A 19,883-nucleotide genomic window follows, 5' to 3' on the forward strand; every position below is an offset into this window, starting at 1 on the left:
AATTTTTTTTTCCTGTTTTTCTGAAAGTCCTAACGGGGGTGAGTTTCAACGGTGGCCATCATTACGGATTCTGATTGTTGCCATTCGATAATTTGGATATTGTGCTGTTTTAAAAAAAACGTTATAACCGATACTTAACTAAATCCTTACTGATTATTTACTATCAGGATCAGCTTGTTTGCCGTTGTTTGCAAGGGTGATGAGCTGAGCGAGGATTTCCTAAAGTTTTGGTGTGAGGATAGATCGTGTTGAAAAGTCGCTATGGAATCCTGATGGCCGCCTTGGCCATTTCGGGTGGGGCAATGTTGGGCACGGCCGATCGCGCGGCTGCTGAAAGTCCGGTTGGGGTGAACGCCTCTACGGAAGCCACGCTGCTCGGGTCGATCGACTCGGAAATGGCGCTGGATCAAGTCACTTCCGTTTCGCAACTGTCGGATGTACAGCCCACTGATTGGGCATTCCAGGCATTGCAGTCCCTGGTGGAGCGCTACGGCTGTATTGCGGGTTATCCCGATGGCACGTTCAAGGGCAACCGCCCCCTCAGCCGCTACGAGTTCGCCGCTGGTTTGAATGCTTGCCTCGATCGGATCAATGACCTGATCAAGGCCGCCACGGACCCGCTGGCCACCAAGGAAGATTTGCGGAAGCTGCAAAAGCTACAAGAAGAATTTGCCGCTGAGTTGGCAGCCCTGCGCGGCCGGGTTGATTCCCTGGAAGCACGCACCTCAGAACTGGAAGCCAACCAGTTTTCAACCACCACCAAGCTGTCCGGTCAGGTGATCTTCGGAATGCAGGGTGGCACGCTCACGGGCGACGACAGCGACGATAGTGGCGCAGAAAACGTCACCTTCAGCCAACGGACGCGGTTGCTGTTGGTCACGAGCTTCACCGGCAAGGACAAGCTGTTCACCCGTTTGGAATCCAACAGCGTTCGCAGCCCGCTGAACGATGTGACGGGGCTAACTAACCTCAGCTACGGCAACGGTTCCGATACGAACTTCCGCCTGACCTTCTTGGCCTATGAGTTCCCCCTGAGCGATCGCGCCACGGCGATCGTGGGTCAAGATTTGCTGCTCGAAGATGCCCACCCGGTTCACACCCCCCTCTATGGCGGCGGGAATGGAGCCATCAGCGCTTTTGCCGACTTGAACCCGATCTATCGCCAGCCCACCTACGGTGGTGCGGGGATTCGTTGGCGGGCTAGCGACAACTTCACGGTGGCCGCGCTCTACTCGGCCGGCAACTCCGCCAGCCCCGATGAGGGTCGCGGTTTGTTTGACGGTAGCTACAGCGCCAGCGTCAGCTTGAACTACACCAGTTCAAATGATCGCTTCTCGGCCGGTCTGCTTTACGCCCACTCCTATTACTCTCGGGTCGATCGCCCCTTCAACGTCCTGGGCGGCTCGGGTACGAAGAGCACCTTCAACCTGTTCAATGGCGATTCCTTTGACAGCGACAACATTGGCTTCCAAACCCAATACCGCTTCTCGGAGCACTTCGGAATGCACGGCTTCTTCGGCTACACCTGGGCCGACAGCCTGAACAACGATGACGCAAATGCTGACATCCTGACCTGGGGTGTGGGCTTCACCTTCCCCGACCTGGGCAAGGAAGGCAGCATGGGCGCACTGACGGTGGGTCAACCGCCGACGGTGGTGAATGCCGACGGCGTTGATGAAGACGACAACACGCCGATTCTGGTGGAAGCCATGTACAAGTTCGCCCTCAACGACAACATCTACCTGACTCCGGGTGTGGTGGCTGTGTTTGATGCCAACGACAACGGTGATACGGCTGTGATGGGCGTACTGCGCACCGAGTTCAAGTTCTAGAACTGGCCGGAATCGTTGCCGCCACTGCCAGGCCTGCCGATGGCGTGATCAGGCGTGGTTGCAATCCGGACAGGCCGGGAGGTTCAAGGCAATCGGTCTCTATGGATGGGTTGCCTTGATGCCAAATCTCAACTAAAAGCGTTTTCTCAATCCGATACCAAATTGAGCACCCCGCGATCACTAACGCCGGGGTGCTTTTTGCTGTGTCGGGATGTCTTTTGTTGCAAACAGTTAGGGCTGCGACGGAGCCTGTAGCTTCACCAACTCCTCTTGAATCCGTTGGCGCAGGGCAGGATCGATCGCGTGGGTTTGGGTCATTTGATTAAACTGGGCGATCGAGAGGCCCGTTCCCTCAATGATGCCCTTGGTTTGGTTGCAGAAAGAAACGGCAATTTCCCGCGCCTCCCGCGACAGCGATTTCACCGTATCGCCCTGAGAGCAAATCACCACTGGCAAGGGCCGATCGCCCATGACGGTTTTCAGTTGGCTGGCCGCGGCCTGGCGCACCGGCTCGATCGCCAACACCGCATCGGCATATTGGGCGATCGCCGCAGTTCCCGACGACTGGGTTTGGGCCTGCGCTTGCCAAGCCCCGAACATCCCCAAGCCCAATACCCCCAAAGACAGCCAGCCCCCAGAACGCAACCCCAGCTTTCGGGGCGATCGACCTTCTTTCGGGATCACCGTTGCTTGTTCATCAATGCGATTGCGCTGTTCTTGTGCCATAGCCCCATCCACTCTTTCCGAGCATCAACCGCCATTGTAGGGTCGAGTTGAATTTCCCCGTCAATCCGGAGCGCTGTCTAATCTAACTAATCCAAAGACTGCTGGCCGGTTGGCGATTGGTGCTCATTTTCCATGGCCCGGTAACCATCGGGGAGCAGGGTTGTGTGGTCATAAAAGGCTTGGGAGAGATCCGGATCCTTCGCCCGAAACAGATTAGCCCGCTGGAGCTTGGCCCCTTCCAAATGCGCTGACTTCAGGTTGGCACTGGTCAAATCGGCCCCTCGCAAATCCGCCTCCCGCAGATCGGCACTATATAGATCGGCCCCACAGAGATTGGCATGACGCAAATCAGCCGATCGCAGGTTGGCATAGCGAAAGTTGCTGCGCACACATTGGGACTCCTGCAAGTTCGCACCCGCCAAGTTGGCCTGATAGAGCTGAGCATTTCCCAACTCCATCCGTTGTCCCTGAACTTTCGCCAGTTGCGCTTGGCTCAAGTTGGCATAGGGCAGGTAGGCCATGACCAAACAGCTCTGTTGCAGATCAATGTCTGGTAACGAGGCTTCAAACAGATCCACTCCCTGAAGATCACTTTTTTGAAAATTGCGTTGACCTTGCTGATATGCAGATTGGAGTTCTGCTGCGGTCAGTTTTTGCATACCATCGACGACGATACAACAGGCTCCCGAGCGACGGCGGGAGCGACGGTGACAGGTCAGTTTCTGCTCAATTTCTGCCCAAAGTGGTGGCGGGAGCTTATTCTACTGCCGGGGTAAACCCTTGGGGTGATTGCTGACTGGGCAAATTTTGGGCTGCATTCCTAAACCATCGACGAAAGCTTAATTAACTAATATTGGCTGAATATTGGCTGACTGTAGGTCTCAGGAAGAAGTCAGAATTTTTCTAAAATTCAACCGTTTTCTATCAGAATTTTTCGGATATTTTTGCAGACCTAAGATTTTTTTTAGATTCATTTTCTGGGGTTACTGTCTTTCCAGTCCATGATCAGGTATCAATTTTGTCAGTTTGTGAACTTGCTTCTCCAGCAATCCCAGCGGAGATCGGGAGGTTGCATTAGAAAATAATCGAGAAAATTATAAACCAGGAAAACACATTTAAAATTGCCAAAAAATAATTAATCTTACAGACATCATGATCCCTCGATCGCTTTGAAGACTCCTAGGCTTCCTGGGCAATCCTCGCTCCAGCAGTGGTGCAAATTGCGAACTAGGGCCATCGGTCAAGGCCACATTCCCAAGGACAGGAGCGTCTGCATGGGCTGGCGATGGAAGTGGGATCAGCAGCCAATTCAGCATTGAATAGAGGGCGAATTTATTAATCAAAAATAATTATCATTTGATTTAAAAAAATCATCATTAAGCCATTTTCAAAAATTCTCCCAGGCGGCCACACCCTTGACTCGGAATGGAGAGATGTACCTCTCAGCGCTGATGGTTGATCTTGCTCCCGTGGTGGAACGATCGGGGGTGTAATTGGGCGATGATGTTTACCGCGAGTGGATTGATTTGTCCCCGTTGTTGTTGGATATTGATTGCGCGATCGTTCCTCGTTCAATTGGAAGCCATGCCCGAGGTAGAGTTGTCTATCGCTCAGTACTATCACGAGCGCACTAAGTATGATCCTGAAACGATCGAGCGTCAATCTCGACCGCTGAATTGGGACGATCGCCCGGAACTATACAAGGACTATCGATTTGGCACAGTGCTGGATCTCAAGCCCAGCGCGATCGATGTTTTAGACAGCCCGATCGCGACCTGGTGGCGGCGACTGTCCAAGTTGCTCTATTGCGCCTATGGGATCACGGCTCGGCTGCCGCAAATGGGCGTGGCGCTCCGTTCGGCTCCTTCGGCGGGGGGGCTGTATCCAGCGGAGGTTTATCTGTTGTCGCCGGGCAATGGCCCCTTGGCGGCGGGGCTATATCACTACCAAGTGAAAACCCATGGTCTGGTTCAGGTGTGGGACAGCGCCCTTTGGCCCGACCTGCAAGCGGCCTGCTTTCAGCACCCTGCGTTAACCGACGCTTCCTTGGCCTTGGTCACCACGGCGGTTTTTCAGCGATCGGCCTGGCGTTATGGCGATCGAGCCTATCGCCGCATTTGTCTGGATACGGGGCATTTGTTGGCCAATGCCACGCTGGCCAGCTCCCTGGTGGACTATCAGGCCACGCTGATCGGTGGTTTTGATGATGAGCAACTGGAACGGCTGCTGTTTCTGGAACCCGAGCAAGAGGGCGTGACGGCGGTGGTGGCCCTCACCGAAGGAACCGGGCCCGATCGCCCGCACCTGTCCGCCCCCAGCGCCCTGCCCTCCCGGGCCGATCGCGCCTATCCTGACTTGCCCGATGGTCAACTACTGCGCTACCTACACCAGACCACGCGAATCACGTCCCAATCCGCCGCGATCGATCCGAGCTTGCTCACCCAGGACAACCGTTTGGTCGCCGCCGACAAGTACAATCTGCCCTTTGGTCTCAAAGCCCCGATCGCCGCGCCGCCAATCCATTGGGGTCAGCAGCTTCAGGAGTTGGAGCGCACCATCTTGCACCGTCGCTCAACCCGGGCCTACAGCGGTGACAGCCTCAGCCTCAGTGACCTATCCAGCATCCTGACCTTCGCCTACCATCCCCGCGATTACGCCGATCAGGGTCTCGATCCTGACCCGGACTATTTCGACCCCTATTTGATCAACAGCTTCGTGGCGGTGTCCGATGTGGAGGGTCTCGAAGCCGGTTGCTACTACTACGCTCCCCAGGCCAACGAGTTGCGGCAAATTCGCTTCAAAAATTTCCGAGAAGAGTTGCACTTCCTCTGCTTGGGTCAGGAACTGGGGCGAGATGCGGCGGCGGTGGTGTTCCAAACGGCAGACCTAGACGCGGCGATCGAGCGCTATGGCGATCGCGCCTATCGCTACTTACATCTAGACAGCGGCCACCTGGGCCAGCGGCTGAACTTGGCGGCCATCCGCCTGGGGTTAGGGGCCAGCGGCATCGCCGGATTCTTTGACAACCAAGTGAACGAGGTGTTGGGCATTCCCCCGGCCGAAGCGGTTTTGTATATCACCACCCTCGGTCGAATCCGTCGTCGCTAGCGGGCGATCGCCCCTAGGTCTCCACCAATCGCATCACCGGTTCCTGATACAGGGGAACCGTGAAGGTCACCGTGGAACCCAGCCCTTCACCCAGGCTGTAGAAGTTCATATCACCCCCCATCGCTTCCACCAGTCGCCGGGAAATCACCAGCCCTAACCCCGTGCCCCCATAGCGTCGGGTGCGGGCCCCATCCACCTGGCTGAAGGATTGGAACAGCCGGTCTTGTTTATCGAGCGAGACCCCAATGCCCGTGTCGGCCACCCGAATTCGCACAAATCCCGGTAGCTCGCGATTTTGCACCACCACCGGTTGCCAAATCAGGTCAGCGCTGACGGTGATGCCGCCTTCGTGGGTGAACTTAATGGCGTTGCCAATTAGATTCAGCAACACCTGAAGCAACCGTTGATCGTCCCCATACATCAACACATCGTCATGGGTATCCGGGAGCTGCAAGTCATAGCGCAAGCCCTTTTGCTGAATTTGGGCCAAGGTGAAGTCCGAAGCATGGCGACAGAGTTCCCGCAGGTTCACCGGCACCAGGTGCAATTCCAGGCGATCGGCCTCAATGCGGGCAATGTCCAAAATGTCGTTCAGGATATTCAGCAGGTGAACGGCGCTGTTGTAGGCCTCCTGCAAAAAGTCCTGCTGCTCTTCGGGATCATCCACCATCCCATCCAAAATCAGCTTCAGAAAGCCAATCACCCCGTTCAGGGGCGTGCGAATTTCGTGGGATGTGTTGGCCAAGAATTCACTCTTAAGCCGCGAGACCTCCTCCGCCTGTTCGCGGGCTTCCTCTAGTTCCTGCTGTTTTTGAATCAGGTGAATGTTTTTCTCTTGCAGCTCGTGGGTCAGGGCTTGGCTTTCCGCAAAGAGGGTGGCATGGGCGATCGCCGTGCCCACTTGGTCGGCCAACTCTCGCATCAGTTCCGCTTCGGCCGTCGTCCAGTGGCGGGTGCGATCGTACTGATAGAGCGCAATCAGTCCGTTCACCTTGCCTTGGTGACGAGCCGCCACAATAATTGCCGACTGATTCCCGAAGGGATCTTGGTTCAGCCGATCCATCACCACGGGTTCCAAGCTAATCAGCGCCTCCCCCATCGGTGTGTCATGGGCCACGGAGAGATCAGCGCCCAGCATGGGATGGGGACTGGGGCTGCGGGTATGTTCCGCCACGACTCGCACCACCCCCTCCTGGGGGCCCGGGTAGGCACAAACAACGGCCCGACAAACACTGAGGGCTTGGACGAGGCCACAAACCGTTTGTTGCCAAATGGTGTCGAGATCGAGCGTTTTGCGAATGTTGCGCGCAATCTTGGTCAAGAGAATTTGATAGAGAGCCGAACTGAGGGGCAGGGTGCGCCGAATGCTGGTGGCAATTTTGCTCAGGAGCTTTTGATGAGCATCCAGGGCAGAAGGGAGATTCGCCGGAGTCATTGGCTCGTGCGATCGCGTTGAAATCGATCGCCCCATGACCAACACCCGATCGGCTCGCCCATCGTCCCCCAGCATCGGACTGAGCACTAAATCAAAAGTACGCGACTGATTCGCCCAGGCCAGGCGACAAGTTAAACGTTCTGGAGCACCCTGCAAGATGACCCGATTCAAAATCTCAAAATACTCAGGCAGACTGATTGGCCCAAAGAGGGGTTCTTCGGGCGGAGCCGCGCAAATGAGTTGGGAATCGAGGCCCACGGCGGCGGCTTCTCGCCAGTGGAAAGCTCGATAGTGACCCTCGTTGTCTTGGATGTAGGCCAACTCGGCCCCCAAGTGTTGAAGCGCGAGGGGTTCATCAATGGTCATGCCCGATCGCCCTGGCTTCGCGATTGCTTCCGGCAGGCTGGATGCAGGCGCACCAGATTCGGGCGCAACCCCTCCCGACGGCACAGAATCAGATGGCACAGAACCGGACACGACGGATCCTGGTGCGACGGATCCCGAGGCGATCGACCCCGGAGCAATCGATCCCGGTGCGATCGATTCTGAGGGAACGCTAACCGGAGATGAACCCACACCAAGAGACCCAAGCGGCGCTGGATATGTCGTCAGATCCCGATGATCACCAGGGCGATGCGGGAGGACAGTCGGATCCATGGCGGAGTTGTCCGGGGAGGTCAACGTAGATGGCGAAAAATCCGAAGACGAAGGGGATCCAGACATTACGCGCTCGCTTACAGGGCCATAACCGCTCAATAACCTCAGTGGTAACATCTCTGAGCTTCAATCCTGAGGCCCAGTTCACCACAATTTCCGCGATTCAACACAACTGGCAACGCAATCTAAGAACACAAGCTCAGGGAACACAAGCTAAGGCCGATCGGCTAATCGTTCCATTCGCCACGGGGCGGCACAACGGGATTGCGCGGCAACAACCGCGAGAGGTCATCCTCGCGGGCTGGGCCACCCCGCAACCATTGGCGCACGGCGGCTTCGATAATTTTGCTTGGGTCGTCGGTCAGGTGATTGACTCGATCGAGCAAGTCCGGATCGAGACGAATCGAAAGCTCAACTTTTTCGCGTTCCGGGCGGGGGCTGGCGGCGCGATCGCCCATGGTGGAGGGTTCCATGTGTTTGGGGGGGGTTAGATAAGGCTAACGGTCAGACTCGGCATGGAGGGGGAATTGCCAGCAGCATAGCGGATTGATTACCCGCCGTCCTAGCATTTTTGAGCGCTGGATTTTCTCAGCGCTAGATTTTCCGGCTTTGTGGCAGATGCACCTGTGCCTTTGCCCCATTGCCCACGGTTCATCTAATTGTCCGGATTAAGAATCCTCCCAGAAGGGATCGCCATCCATGCAGATAGCTCAATGAGTTTTATCTTTATTTTACCTGGTTGAGATTTGACCGGGGCGGATGTAGTTTGGCTAGGTTATTGGCACAATTGCGAGAGTCGCTTGAGTGGCGCATGATTCTTGGAGCAATCCGATTCGAGTGGTCTCGAAATTTGGGTCCCGGAATTTTTCCTGGCTCAAATCTCCGTCCCATGACTGCTTAAATCTCCGTCCCATGACTGCCTAAATTGCGGCCCGAAAATCGTTGCAAACCGTTACGAAGCAAGAGAGTCGCCCTTGCTCGCACGGGTGGTAAGCTGTCAAAGCACTCGATTTAACAAACCGGTTTTTGTAAGAAGGAAGCGGCGACGATGACCAGCGCAAACGATACGCCTTATTTGTTGCGAGCGCTGCGGGGCGAAGAACTGCCTCGCCCGCCCGTGTGGATGATGCGCCAAGCAGGGCGTTACATGAAGGTTTATCGGGATTTGCGCGAAAAATATCCGTCCTTCCGCGATCGCTCAGAAATTGCTGACTTGGCGATCGAAATTTCCCTGCAACCCTTCCGCGCCTTCCAACCCGATGGCGTAATTATGTTCTCGGACATCCTCACCCCCCTCGCCGGGATCGGGATTCCCTTCGACATCATCGAAAGCCGCGGCCCCGTGATTGAGTCACCAATTCGGACGATCGAACAGGTGAACGCCCTCACCCCCCTGGATGCCGATCAATCGATGCCCTTCATCCGCAAGATCTTGACCACCCTACGCCAGGAAGTGGGCAACAAGGCAGCCGTATTGGGCTTTGTGGGTGCGCCCTGGACGTTGGCAGCCTACGCGATCGAGGGCAAAAGCTCCAAGGAATACGCCGTAATTAAGCGGATGGCCTTCTCGGAGCCAGCCGTACTGCACGCTTTCCTCGAAAAGCTGTCGGACATGGTGGCAGATTACATGTGTCACCAAATCGAATGCGGCGCGCAAATGGTGCAAATGTTCGACTCCTGGGCGGGTCAACTGTCGCCCCAGGATTACGACACCTTTGCCCTGCCCTACCAACAGCGGGCCTTCAAGAAGGTGCGCGATCGCTACCCCGATGTGCCTCTGGTGCTCTACATCAGCGGCAGCGCCGGCATTCTGGAACGGATGGGCCAATCGGGCGCGAATGTGGTCAGTGTTGATTGGACGGTGGATATGGCCGATGCGCGTCGTCGCCTGGGCCAGGACATCATGGTGCAAGGGAATATTGATCCCGGCGTGCTGTTTGGCTCCAAGGCATTCATCCGCGATCGAATCATCGACACGATCAACAAGGCCGGCCGCAAGGGTCACGTCCTGAACCTGGGCCATGGCATTCTGTCCACCACCCCGGAAGAAAACGCCGCCTTCTTCTTTGAAACGGCAAAGAACGCTGACAAGCTGTTGGTGGGCGCACGGTAAGACCGTTCTGTCCTTCATTCGGCACAGCTTCAGTGCGTCGATAAAGAGCATCAATAGCGAGGGCGATCGGGAATCGATCGCCCTCGCTTTTTACGGCCGCGACGAACTGGAACCAGCACCACCAGACGACCACCAACCCAAGTTTTCTCCTAGCTTTGGCTTTTCAGACATCCTCGGCATCCAATTTTGGGGTTCCTTGAGATCAGTTGAGCGATCTGTTGGGAGATGAGTTGGCGTAAAATTTGACAGAAATTCTCTATAGGAATCTGGAATCATAAACGAATCACAGGACTGCTTTGGGTCATTTTTCAATCATTTTGCAGCCCAAAATTGCGATTACAATCCTCTAAAAAATATTCAATAAGCTGACTGATGTTGTCCTGAAATCTAGATTGTTTTAATCCAATCCTTTTGGAAAGACTTGATAGAATTAGGGCATGTATCGTCGGTGGCGAGTAACTCCCATGATGAATCTTGGCGAACTTCGTCTGAGATCGCGCATTATCGGTTTGGCTCAAGAACCTGCGGCTAAGGTGGCCTTGGCCGGTGTGGCAACGGTGGTGGTTGCCCCGATTATTTTGCCTTTGTTGAAACCAGCGCTCAAAGCAGGGTTGAAAACCGGGGTTGTGTTGTTTGAAAAGACAAAAGCCGCGATCGCGGAAACCGGCGAAATGATCGCGGATATTGCGGCGGAGGCCCGTGCTGAAGCCCTCGCGGAAGCCCGGGTACCGCTGGGTTTAACGGCCAGTGCGCCCGGATCGGAGGTGACCCCGGCGTTGAATGCAACCTCGCCGGAAGAAGAACACCGACTGGTCTAATGGGAAGGGTGAGCGATCGGGCTGGATGCGCCAGCCGATCCACTCACTGCCCAATTCCGTCCCGATGTCATCAAACAATGAGCGCCCAATTATAAGCGCCCATATAAGCGCCCAGGAATGAACACCAAGGTGTTCCTGCCGAGTTCGATCGAGCGGTTAACGCTCTCCTAAGCGGCGTTGTTGGTTTGTGCTGTGCCCTGAACTGAATCCTGCTGAGAAGCCCCAATTGCCATTGCGCGGTTGGGGCGTTGGTTTTGGGCCGCGGGAGCCAGGCGCAGGGTGGGAGCGGGGGCCGTTTGTTGGGCTTGGGTAATCCAATCGCTCAGGGCGATCGGGCGTTGGCGCTGGTGCAAGGATTGCAGGAGCGATCGCACCACCACGGGCCCCACCAGGACGGCCCCCAACCCCAGCAAGGCAGTCAAGTCCTGTTGACAGCCATCCTCAATCATTTCCTTGACATGAAAGGTGATCACGGATTTATCCAGATGAATCCAAGCCATGGGTCTGAAGGGGGTGAAGGGTTTGCAAATCGAGGCAGTGAACGCAGGTTGAACGACGAGGTGAAAGCTGGGGTGAATTAGGGGCGATCGGTGGGCGGGGAGGGAACGCTAGCGATCGCGGGGTCGCTCAAAAAAGTGGTGCTGAATCAGGGGGCGCAAACTATTGAGACCGGCGGCGATCGCGGAGCCGTTGTGGATGGCGGTGGCGATCGGGGGGCTGAGGCCGCGGGTGGTGGCTAGCCCCAATGCAATCAGGTTGGGTAACACCACCAAGGCGGTGTTTTGTTCAATCAACCCTTGGGTTTGGCGGGCGATGGTCAACACCTCCAGCAAATCCAGCAAATGGTTATTCATCAACACCACATCGGCGGTTTCGCGGGCAATTTCCGACCCCTGCTCAAAGGAAATGGACACATCCGCATAGGCCAGGGCCACGGAATCGTTGAGGCCATCGCCCACAAAGGCCACGGTGCGCCCCGATCGCCGCAGGTCGCGAATGATGGTGGCTTTGCGATCGGGAAAGGCTTCCGCATAAACCCGATCGGTCGGAATTTCCAGGGCCCGTGCCACCTGGGCCGCGCGGGCGGGCGTGTCGCCGGTCAGCAACCGCACATCCAATCCCAATTCCGTTTGCAGGGTTTGCACCAGGGCCGCACTTTCGGGCCGCAGGGGGTCGGTGTAGCGCAGTTCGCCCATGAATCGGCCATCCACGGCCACATAGATCGAAGGCTGGGCGATCGAGGGTTGGCTGCTGGCCTGTTGATCCAGGGTGGTCAACCATTCGCCCAAACCTGTCACACCCTGCTGAATTAAAAATCGCGCACTGCCCACCAGCACATCACCCGCCGCCAGTTGGGCCCGCACCCCCAAGCCCACTTCATAGTTCCATTCGCCCCGATCGCTCAGGGTCAGGCCCCGATCGGCCGCTGCCCGCACGATCGCCTCGGCCACCGGATGGGTGAGCCGCTGTTCCGCCGAAGCGGCCAGTTGCAGGAGTTGATCAGGGGTGATGTCCGGTTGGGCGGGCAACACTTGCTCTAAAACAATGTCGCCCTGGGTGAGCGTGCCCGTTTTGTCGAACACCACCGTATCGATCGCCGCCAACTGTTCCAGGGTTCGCCCGCTGCGCACCAACACGCCGTGGCGGGTGGTGTGGTTCAAGGCTCCCAGGAACGCCGTGGGAATCGATAGCCGAATGCCGGTCACAAAGTCCAGGGTCAGAATGGCCGCCGCCCGAGCCGGGTCGCGGGTGGCAATCAGCACCACCAGGGCCAAGATCAGGGCCGGGCCGATCGCCCTGTCAGCCAGCCGTTCGGCATAGTTGGCCATCCGAGTGTCATAGACCGGGGCCTGTTCCAGCAGAGCCAAGCTGGCGGCGGCACGGGTTTGATTGCCCACCCGTTCAGCTCGCAGGTAAATTTGCCCCGATCGCACCAAGGTTGAAGCATGAACCCAGCGGCCGGCACTGGCGGCCACGGGCAAGGGTTCCCCGGTCAGGCTTTTTTCGTCGATCGTGGCTTCACCGGACAGCACCGGCCCATCGGCGGGAATTTGCTCACCGGGATAAACCACCACCAAATCGCCCACCTGGAGCTGGTCACTGGGAATTCGTTGGGGCGGCCCGTCGTTCATTTTCACCCAAGCAAACCGCCCGATCGCATCGGACAAATTAGCCGTTCGCAGGGCCGTGGCCCGTGCGGTGCGATCGCGAATCGCATCCCCCAAAGCGTGCAGAGTCAAGACCAAGGACGGAACCACCAAAGATCCACCGCTGCTGCTGAGGCCGATCGCCAACAGATCCATGCAATCAATGTTCAAGCGGCGATCAACCGTCACGCTTTGCCAAGCCCGCTGGGCCACGGGCCAAACGGCCCGCAACAGGGCCACCGTCGCCAGCACCCGCAACGGCAACAGGGGCCGCCACCGGGCCAACCCCGCCAGGGCCAAGGCCGTCAAGGTTTGGGACAAGGAGGCCTCTTCCTCTTCTTCATCCTCCGCCGTTTCCGTCGGGTCTCCGACTGTGGTAGGAGCTGGCAGGTCTGGGGCCGGTTGCAACAGCAGGGCCCGATCGGGCCAAGCCAGGGCCAGCCAGTCATCCAAGCGTAATCGCAGGCCGGCCATTGGTAATTGGCGATCGTGATACACAATCGTCACCGAAGCGGCCGCCCGCACCACCCGCACCGCCGCCACGTCCGATCGCGCCGCCAGGGCCGTTTCCAACCGTTCCACCGCCAGGGCCGAAGACCGCGCCGGCCACCAACGCACCCGCACCCGGCCCGGCTGCCAATGGATCAATTCCCAATGGGTCCAGGCCGCCGGTCGTTCCCAGCGCCAGGTGCGATCGTCCGCCACGGTCTGCCCCATGTTTGCCATTGCCATGCCCTTTTCGCTGAAATCCTGATGGTGGCTAATCCTGGTTGGCGCGATTCAACACCTGCAACAATCGCAACCCCAACTCCAAATCCGAGAGGCCCGTGGAGTCGTATTGAATCGCCAAGGAGGCCGCCGCCTGATTGATCCGCGTGCCCAACACGATCGGCTCATCCTTCAGCAGGGTTTCCAGCCGCTTGCCATAGGCTCGATCGGTGCGGAGGCGATCGATCCGCAACCGAATCCGCCCCGGCACGGAATGGACGATCGTGCAATCTTCGCAACCCAAACCAACGCCCAAATTATTGCCCAGTTCAGTGAGGGAAATGGGACTCGTCTGGGCAGCGGCGGTGGATTGGTTGCTGGGGGCCGGCGCTGCGGTCACCGTGGCCAAAGCCGCCCCCGCCGTCACCATCGCCAACGTGCCCGCCGAGCTGTTGGCCTGCTGCTTGAAGTACAGAATGACTTGGCGCACCACCGCCGCGATCGCCAGGTTGGTCAACAGGGCCCGCGAACCGCGCAGTTGAAACCGGGTTGTGACAAACAAGCCCGCCAACACCGGCAAAATCGTCGTAATTTCCCCGTATTCCTGCAACCATTGCCCCAATTGGGCAGACAGGGTGAGGTTGCTTAACGCAGAGTCAGGGCCCGGCTCGATCGCGCCGGATGGGGTGGATTGCGCCAACGCACCCGTTGCCGTTTCGGCCAGATCAGAATCAGAGTTCACAGGTTGGGATTGAGGAGGGGCAGAGGAAGCATTGATCACCAACCGATCGGACTCGGGGGGCTGCTCCTGGAAAGCTGGGGCGATTGGAGAGACCTCAGCGGCCGAGTCCAACCCTGAATTAGCCAACGGTTGCGGCTCAGGGGTTACGGATGGCTCGCGATCGGGGTTTGAGGAATGACTCATGGCTTTAGTTCCCCATAACAAGGATGGGGGGCACAAACAATCCCAGCCAGTGGCCCACGACCCAGCGGGACAAACCCCCAGGGGCGCGGTGGCTTCAAGGATCTTAGGGGAAAAGCTTTTGGAGGGACAGAACTGTCCAAACTCATTAGCAGTGTAAGTGCAATAGACGGATATTTTCAATAAAATTGCTGATTTTTCTTAATAGAGTGGCATAGCTCCCGGGAGGCTAATTGCCAAAATTACAGAATTTGACCCTCCATGGTTTGTTGGCAATGGGTGAAAGTTCCACTATTCCCAATACCCACCCAATCGCTGCAATTGTTGAAAATTCTGAATTTCTTGAGCTTGCCGACTTCGGTTTGCACTTTCTAGATCGGCCCGGCCACTTCCCAAATTTCGGCACAGATCAGGGCCGATCGCCCCGCCCCAGCACCGGTTCTCTAGACTCTAAATTGCTCAAGAAGTAGAATTAGGATTATTGAGAAAGTCTTGCAGATTTTCAGTAAGCTATCCTGCCACTTCTAAAATGAGGGCGACCGTCTCAGAATGCTCTCAGTCCGGGGCTGGCGTTGGCATTGGCTGCTTGCAGGTGCTTGAGCACTTGGGTTTGAGCACTTGGGTTTGAGCACTTTGGGATAGCGTCTTGAAATAGCGTCTGCAAATTACGTTGCCCGGCAAGATTGCCAGGGAGAGTTGGGTCATGGATTGTCATCAGTGCCATCAAAACAACGGGAGTTGTGGGTCTAAGCGATCGCTGCGGTGGTTGCCCTTTGGCGAAAACTTCAACCGGCCCCCGATCGAACCCAGTGGGCCACAAGTTGCCCTGGTGGGAATGCCGAATGTGGGCAAATCCGTCCTATTCCATGCCCTGACTGGCACTTACGTCACGGTGTCTAACTATCCCGGCACAACGGTGGAAGTGACGCGCGGGGCCATGACCCTGGACGATCGCGCCGTCAGTGTGATTGATACGCCGGGGATGTATTCCCTGTTGCCGATTAGCGAAGAAGAACGGGTGGCCCGAGATTTGCTGATGTCGGAACCCTTTGGGGCGATCGTCCATGTGCTGGATGCCAAGAATTTGGGGCGGATGTTGGCGCTAACGGTGCAGTTGCTAGAAGCAGAGCTGCCCGTGATTGTGGCAGTGAACATGATGGACGAGGCCCAGCGTTGGGGCCTGACCATCGATCGGGAAGCCCTGATTGAAGAGTTGGGCGTGCCGGTGGTGTTGATGGCGGCGGCCCGCAACTGGGGTGTGGATCAATTGCGAGAAACCCTGGCCGATCACCTAGCCAGCACCCCAGCCCCAGTCTTGGCCGCGGTGGGCTAGGACGTGCCATCGCTGAACGATTGCTGAACTATCAAGGCCGCCCAGGAGCAGGCCAATAGAAAACAGAAATGAGTCTAACAATCCAATATTTAGAGCCGATCGAAGTGGCGATCGCCCAAATTGAAACTTGGTGGCGATCGGGCTGGGGTCAAGACTTTGCCGATCGCCATTTGTCATCTCGCAGCTTTGCCCTGTTGTTGCTGCAAAAAGACCCCAATTTGTGGGAGCAATTACCGGGCGATCGACAACAGGATCTAGAGCAATTAATCGCCACGACCCAAGCCCAACTCAACCGACCAATTTCGCTGGAAATTGCCCAGGCACGCCAAGGATTTGCCCAGGCGATCGAACAAAACACCTTAGCGGAACCGAACCCCAGCCAGCGCCGTTGGGGCGAGCGGATCCATAAGCTAACGGTGAACCCCATTTCGGGTTTTCCCATTTTGGTATTGGTGCTCTATTGGGGGGTTTATAAATTCGTTGGGGAATTCGGAGCCGGAGAACTAGTCGATCGGATTGAAACCTTCTTTGAGGAACAAATTAACCCCGTTGTGAACCATGTCACGGAGCAAGTGATTCCCTGGCCCGCCTTGCAGGATCTCTTTGCCCATGATTACGGGATTATTACCCTCGGAATTCGCTACGCCACGGCGATTGTGCTGCCGGTGGTGGCGACCTATTTTCTAATGTTTTCTCTGCTAGAAGATAGCGGCTATTTGCCTCGGTTATCCCTGATGCTCGATCGACTGTTTAAGGCGATCGGCCTCTCGGGCCGAGCTGTTATCCCGATCGTTTTGGGACTGGGATGTGACACCATGGCCACGATCGTTACTCGCACCCTGGAAACCAAGCGGGAACGACTGATCGCCACTTTTTTGCTGTCCTTGGCTATTCCCTGTGCAGCCCAATGGGGTGTGATTTTGGGACTCCTGGCCCAGCGCCCGGCGGCTTTGGTCACCTGGGCTGGGTTGATCGTGGGCATTTTCCTGCTGGCCGGCTTCTTAATTGATAAATTCCTGCCCGGTTCTGCGGCTCAGTTTTATATTGAACTGCCCCCTTTGCGCCTGCCCAAAATCCGCAACGTGATCACCAAAACTTGGGTGCGGATGAAGTGGTATTTCTGGGAAGTGTTGCCGCTATTCATTTGGGCTTCGGCTATTATTTGGGTGGGTCGCCTAACGGGAATTTTTGATTGGCTGATTAGCGGCATTGAGCCGATTGCCCTAGGTTTGGGTTTGCCCAAAGAAACCGCACCCATTTTGCTCTATGGCTTCTTCCGACGGGACTATGGCGCTGCGGGTTTGTTTGATTTGCAGCAGGGCGGTCAGCTCACGGGCGATCAACTGCTGATTGCAGCAGTGGTGCTGACTCTGTTTTTGCCTTGCATTGCCCAATTGCAGATGATCATCAAGGAGCGGGGTGTCAAAACTGCCCTGTTGATGGTGTCATTTATTTTCCCCTTCGCTTTGGCAGTTGGCTATGTTTTGAATTGGGGGCTAAATCTGTTTCATATTGTGCTCTAGGGCAGTGATGTTTGAACGCTGGGTATAGGGGTTATGATCCAATCCCCGAGGCTTGCATCCTGCCACTGCAAGATCTCGGGGGGCAAGGGACTTAAGCCCCTTGTTTGGGACGATTAGGCTAGGAAAAACCAACCCTTTTAACCCCGAGCAATCCTATTCGTCCTAGCCCGTTTTTTACCTCTGGAGACTGATTGCCATGAATGCGTTGTCCACGATTCGATCGAGCGATCCCCATTGGATTGCCCATTTGGAAACCCAGGATGATGCCATGCTCCGCAAGCTCACGGCGCTAGGCATTTTGCCGGGAAATCAAATTGCGATCGAGCAGCGGTTTCCGTCCTATATCGTCAGCATTGGTCGCACCCGAGCCGCCCTCGATCGGGAAACGGTGCAATGCATTTTTGTGACTCGGGAACAACATCCAACCGCCATTTAAACCGCCATTTAAGTTGATTACCCCCGTCGCACCCTAGCAACCTCGTGGCCCTTCCATTCGCCTCATCGGTTGGTGTTGCCATCTAGATCACAAGCACGCCGGTTTGTTAAGATTGCCCGGCTGCACTCAGACAAGCCGATCGGGGCGGGGAGCAACCAAGCCATATGGGGCCGATTTTGATCACGGGGGCGAGCGGCTGTGTGGGCCACTATTTGGTCGATCGCCTGTTGCAATTGACCGATCGCCCCCTGTGGTTGTTGGTGCGCAGTCCCGAAAAATTGCAATTTGATTGGCAAAATCACCCGCAAATTGAGGTACTGGCGGGCGATTTGCGCGAGCTTGATCGCTTTGCTGATCGCCTGAAGCAGGTGCAAACGGCGATCCTGGCGGCCACCTGCTGGGGCGGGCCGGAAACCTTTGCGGTGAACGTGGGTCAAAATCAAGCACTGATGGATGGACTGGATCCCGATCGCTGCGATCAGATTTTGTATTTCTCCACGGCCAGCGTGTTGGGGCGGGATGGACATTTGCTGTCGGAAGCCCTGCAACTCGGCACGGACTACATTCGCAGCAAGGCCGAATGCACCCAGCAATTGATCGATCGCCCGCTAGCCGATCGCATCACCGCCATCTATCCGACAATCGTGCTCGGGGGCGATCGCGATAAACCCTACTCAGAACCCACCAAAGGCCTGCCGGAAGCCCTGCGCTACATCAGCTTGATCCGGCGGCTGAAGGTGGATGGCAGCTTTCACTTTGTCCATGCGGCGGACATTGCCCGGGTGGTGGCCCACTTGGCCCTCAATCCACCGTCGGAACCCGGGCCGCGCCATTTTGTGTTGGGTCAGCCGGCCCTGACCGCTAATGAATTGGTGGATATTGCTTCCACGGTGCTGAAGGGACGACCAGCGCGGCTGAAAATTCCCCTGTCGGTGGGCTTGGCCGATCGGCTAATTGACTGGTTCAACATCCAGATGGGCCCCTGGGATCGGTTCTGCATGGCCTACCGGCACTTTACCTATGACCAAATTTGGTCGCCGGCCAGCTTTGGCCTGGAAACGGCCTATCCCACCCTGGCGGACATTTTGCGCCAGTACGGCCGGCCAGAAGTCAGCGGAGCTAAGCGGTAATTGGCATCCCGTTTCGCCATCGGATTAAATCAAGGCATGGAGTTGAAATATCGCGGTCTGGCCTATCAACGCCCGGCCCCCAGCATTGCCCAGGACAATCCCGATCGCCCCTCGATGTCCCCATCCAGGGTCAGCGATTCCGTGACGATCAGCCCATATCTCGGCAAATACCGGGGCTGTGAGTTTGTACTGCAAGCGGGGCGATCGATGCTGGCGGCAGGGTTGGCGGCTTGGCCCTGGCCCCGATCGGTGGTGTTGAAATATCGCGGCTTGGCCTACGGGCCCGGCTACGATCGCCCCTTGCCGCCGGACGCAACGCCCACCAGCGCCCAGCCCAACGCCACCCACAGCGCCAATCACGCCGTTGATCGCCTGGCCAAAACCATTAGCCGCGATCGCCAAGCAACTCCCGCGCGTCCTTTGCCGGCCGATCCTTGGCCCCAAGGGCAAGCGCCCCCCAGCCGATCGACCCTCTATCCCGGTCAGCGGGGCGATCGCGTGGCTGTTCTGCAAGCCGCCCTCCAACGCCAGGGCCTGTTGCGCGCGCCCTATCAACCGGGGTATTACGGCCCTCTGACCGATCGAGCCGTTCGCAAATTGCAGCGGGCCTGGGGCGTGCCGATCACCGGCATTGCCGATGCCAGGGTTTGGCGTTGGGTGGAAGGCAACCCCCAACGGCCCAGCCCGCCCCCCAGACCAACCGTTGCGCCGATCCGGCCCGATCGGCCCCTGCAAACGGGCGACCGGGGGCCTTGGGTGGCCGAACTGCAAGCCCGGCTCCGCTGCCGAGGCTACTTTGACCACCGAATCACCGGCCACTTTGACGCAACCACCACCACCGCCCTGCATCAGTTCCAGGGCGATCGGGGTTTGGCCCCCACTGGCCAGGCCGATGCCACCACCTGGGCCGCCCTGGCCCAGCGCAACCCAGCCACGAACACCACCGCGCGATCGATAGCCCTGCACCCACAACCGCTAGGCTAGGATTCAGGATT

General features: G+C 57.1%; 16 protein-coding genes. 9 read left to right on the forward strand and 7 right to left on the reverse strand.

Annotation, left to right across the window (positions count from 1 at the left end; translation table 11 throughout):
- The first annotated feature begins 245 nt into the window (after positions 1 to 245).
- Positions 246 to 1,832 (forward strand): iron uptake porin, encoded by a 1,587-nt coding sequence (locus H6F46_RS09915; RefSeq protein ID WP_190354633.1) that lies wholly within the window; start codon positions 246 to 248, stop codon positions 1,830 to 1,832.
- A 231-nt stretch (positions 1,833 to 2,063) separates the two neighbouring features.
- Here the strand turns inward: H6F46_RS09915 and H6F46_RS09920 are convergent, their stop codons facing one another.
- The gene (locus H6F46_RS09920; protein WP_190354634.1) at positions 2,064 to 2,558 is read right to left on the reverse strand and encodes a DUF4168 domain-containing protein; all 495 of its coding nucleotides are present in this window, start codon (positions 2,556 to 2,558) and stop codon (positions 2,064 to 2,066) included.
- An 86-nt stretch (positions 2,559 to 2,644) separates the two neighbouring features.
- A complete protein-coding gene (locus H6F46_RS09925; RefSeq protein WP_190354635.1) occupies positions 2,645 to 3,217 on the reverse strand; it encodes a pentapeptide repeat-containing protein in 573 nt (190 codons plus the stop codon).
- 925 nt (positions 3,218 to 4,142) lie between these two features.
- Between H6F46_RS09925 and H6F46_RS09930 the strand changes: the two genes are divergently transcribed.
- Positions 4,143 to 5,666, forward strand: coding sequence for a SagB/ThcOx family dehydrogenase (locus tag H6F46_RS09930; RefSeq protein WP_190354636.1), 1,524 nt, complete (start codon positions 4,143 to 4,145; stop codon positions 5,664 to 5,666).
- Positions 5,667 to 5,679: 13 nt separating this feature from the next.
- On the opposite strand, the gene H6F46_RS09935 is transcribed toward H6F46_RS09930, so the two are convergent.
- Both H6F46_RS09935 and H6F46_RS09940 read right to left on the reverse strand, forming a co-directional pair.
- Positions 5,680 to 7,677, reverse strand: a complete 1,998-nt coding sequence (locus H6F46_RS09935) for an ATP-binding protein (RefSeq protein WP_347278306.1) — start codon at positions 7,675 to 7,677, stop codon at positions 5,680 to 5,682.
- A 308-nt stretch (positions 7,678 to 7,985) separates the two neighbouring features.
- Positions 7,986 to 8,216: a hypothetical protein gene (locus H6F46_RS09940; protein ID WP_099532358.1), complete on the reverse strand. Its 231-nt coding sequence runs from the start codon at positions 8,214 to 8,216 to the stop codon at positions 7,986 to 7,988.
- Positions 8,217 to 8,806: 590 nt separating this feature from the next.
- On the opposite strand from H6F46_RS09940, the gene hemE reads away from it, so the two are divergent.
- Positions 8,807 to 9,871 carry a uroporphyrinogen decarboxylase gene (hemE, locus tag H6F46_RS09945; RefSeq protein ID WP_190354637.1) on the forward strand — a complete coding sequence of 355 codons (1,065 nt, stop codon included), beginning with the start codon at positions 8,807 to 8,809 and terminating at the stop codon, positions 9,869 to 9,871.
- A gap of 464 nt (positions 9,872 to 10,335) precedes the next feature.
- Positions 10,336 to 10,689 carry a DUF5132 domain-containing protein gene (locus H6F46_RS09950; RefSeq protein WP_099532359.1) on the forward strand — a complete coding sequence of 118 codons (354 nt, stop codon included), beginning with the start codon at positions 10,336 to 10,338 and terminating at the stop codon, positions 10,687 to 10,689.
- A 167-nt stretch (positions 10,690 to 10,856) separates the two neighbouring features.
- On the opposite strand, the gene H6F46_RS09955 is transcribed toward H6F46_RS09950, so the two are convergent.
- The 3 genes from H6F46_RS09955 to H6F46_RS09965 form a co-directional block, all read right to left on the reverse strand.
- Positions 10,857 to 11,189 carry a hypothetical protein gene (locus H6F46_RS09955; protein WP_099532344.1) on the reverse strand — a complete coding sequence of 111 codons (333 nt, stop codon included), beginning with the start codon at positions 11,187 to 11,189 and terminating at the stop codon, positions 10,857 to 10,859.
- 108 nt (positions 11,190 to 11,297) lie between these two features.
- Positions 11,298 to 13,568 (reverse strand): heavy metal translocating P-type ATPase, encoded by a 2,271-nt coding sequence (locus H6F46_RS09960; protein ID WP_199291488.1) that lies wholly within the window; start codon positions 13,566 to 13,568, stop codon positions 11,298 to 11,300.
- A gap of 28 nt (positions 13,569 to 13,596) precedes the next feature.
- The gene (locus tag H6F46_RS09965) at positions 13,597 to 14,469 is read right to left on the reverse strand and encodes an HMA2 domain-containing protein (protein ID WP_199291489.1); all 873 of its coding nucleotides are present in this window, start codon (positions 14,467 to 14,469) and stop codon (positions 13,597 to 13,599) included.
- A gap of 700 nt (positions 14,470 to 15,169) precedes the next feature.
- On the opposite strand from H6F46_RS09965, the gene H6F46_RS09970 reads away from it, so the two are divergent.
- The 5 genes from H6F46_RS09970 to H6F46_RS09990 all read left to right on the forward strand — a co-directional run bounded on the left by H6F46_RS09970 (position 15,170) and on the right by H6F46_RS09990 (position 19,872).
- Positions 15,170 to 15,799 (forward strand): FeoB small GTPase domain-containing protein, encoded by a 630-nt coding sequence (locus tag H6F46_RS09970; RefSeq protein WP_190354638.1) that lies wholly within the window; start codon positions 15,170 to 15,172, stop codon positions 15,797 to 15,799.
- A gap of 68 nt (positions 15,800 to 15,867) precedes the next feature.
- Entirely contained in the window at positions 15,868 to 17,322 is a 1,455-nt protein-coding gene (locus H6F46_RS09975; RefSeq protein ID WP_190354639.1) for a ferrous iron transporter B, read from the forward strand.
- A gap of 196 nt (positions 17,323 to 17,518) precedes the next feature.
- On the forward strand, positions 17,519 to 17,758 hold the full coding sequence (locus tag H6F46_RS09980) for a FeoA family protein (protein WP_099534029.1): 240 nt from the start codon (positions 17,519 to 17,521) through the stop codon (positions 17,756 to 17,758).
- A gap of 164 nt (positions 17,759 to 17,922) precedes the next feature.
- On the forward strand, positions 17,923 to 18,888 hold the full coding sequence (locus tag H6F46_RS09985) for an NAD(P)-dependent oxidoreductase (protein ID WP_190354640.1): 966 nt from the start codon (positions 17,923 to 17,925) through the stop codon (positions 18,886 to 18,888).
- Positions 18,889 to 18,930: 42 nt separating this feature from the next.
- The gene (locus tag H6F46_RS09990; protein ID WP_190404995.1) at positions 18,931 to 19,872 is read left to right on the forward strand and encodes a peptidoglycan-binding protein; all 942 of its coding nucleotides are present in this window, start codon (positions 18,931 to 18,933) and stop codon (positions 19,870 to 19,872) included.
- The last annotated feature ends 11 nt before the right edge of the window (positions 19,873 to 19,883 follow it).

The organism is Limnothrix sp. FACHB-1083, assembly GCF_014696485.1.
Lineage (GTDB): Bacteria > Cyanobacteriota > Cyanobacteriia > CACIAM-69d > CACIAM-69d > CACIAM-69d.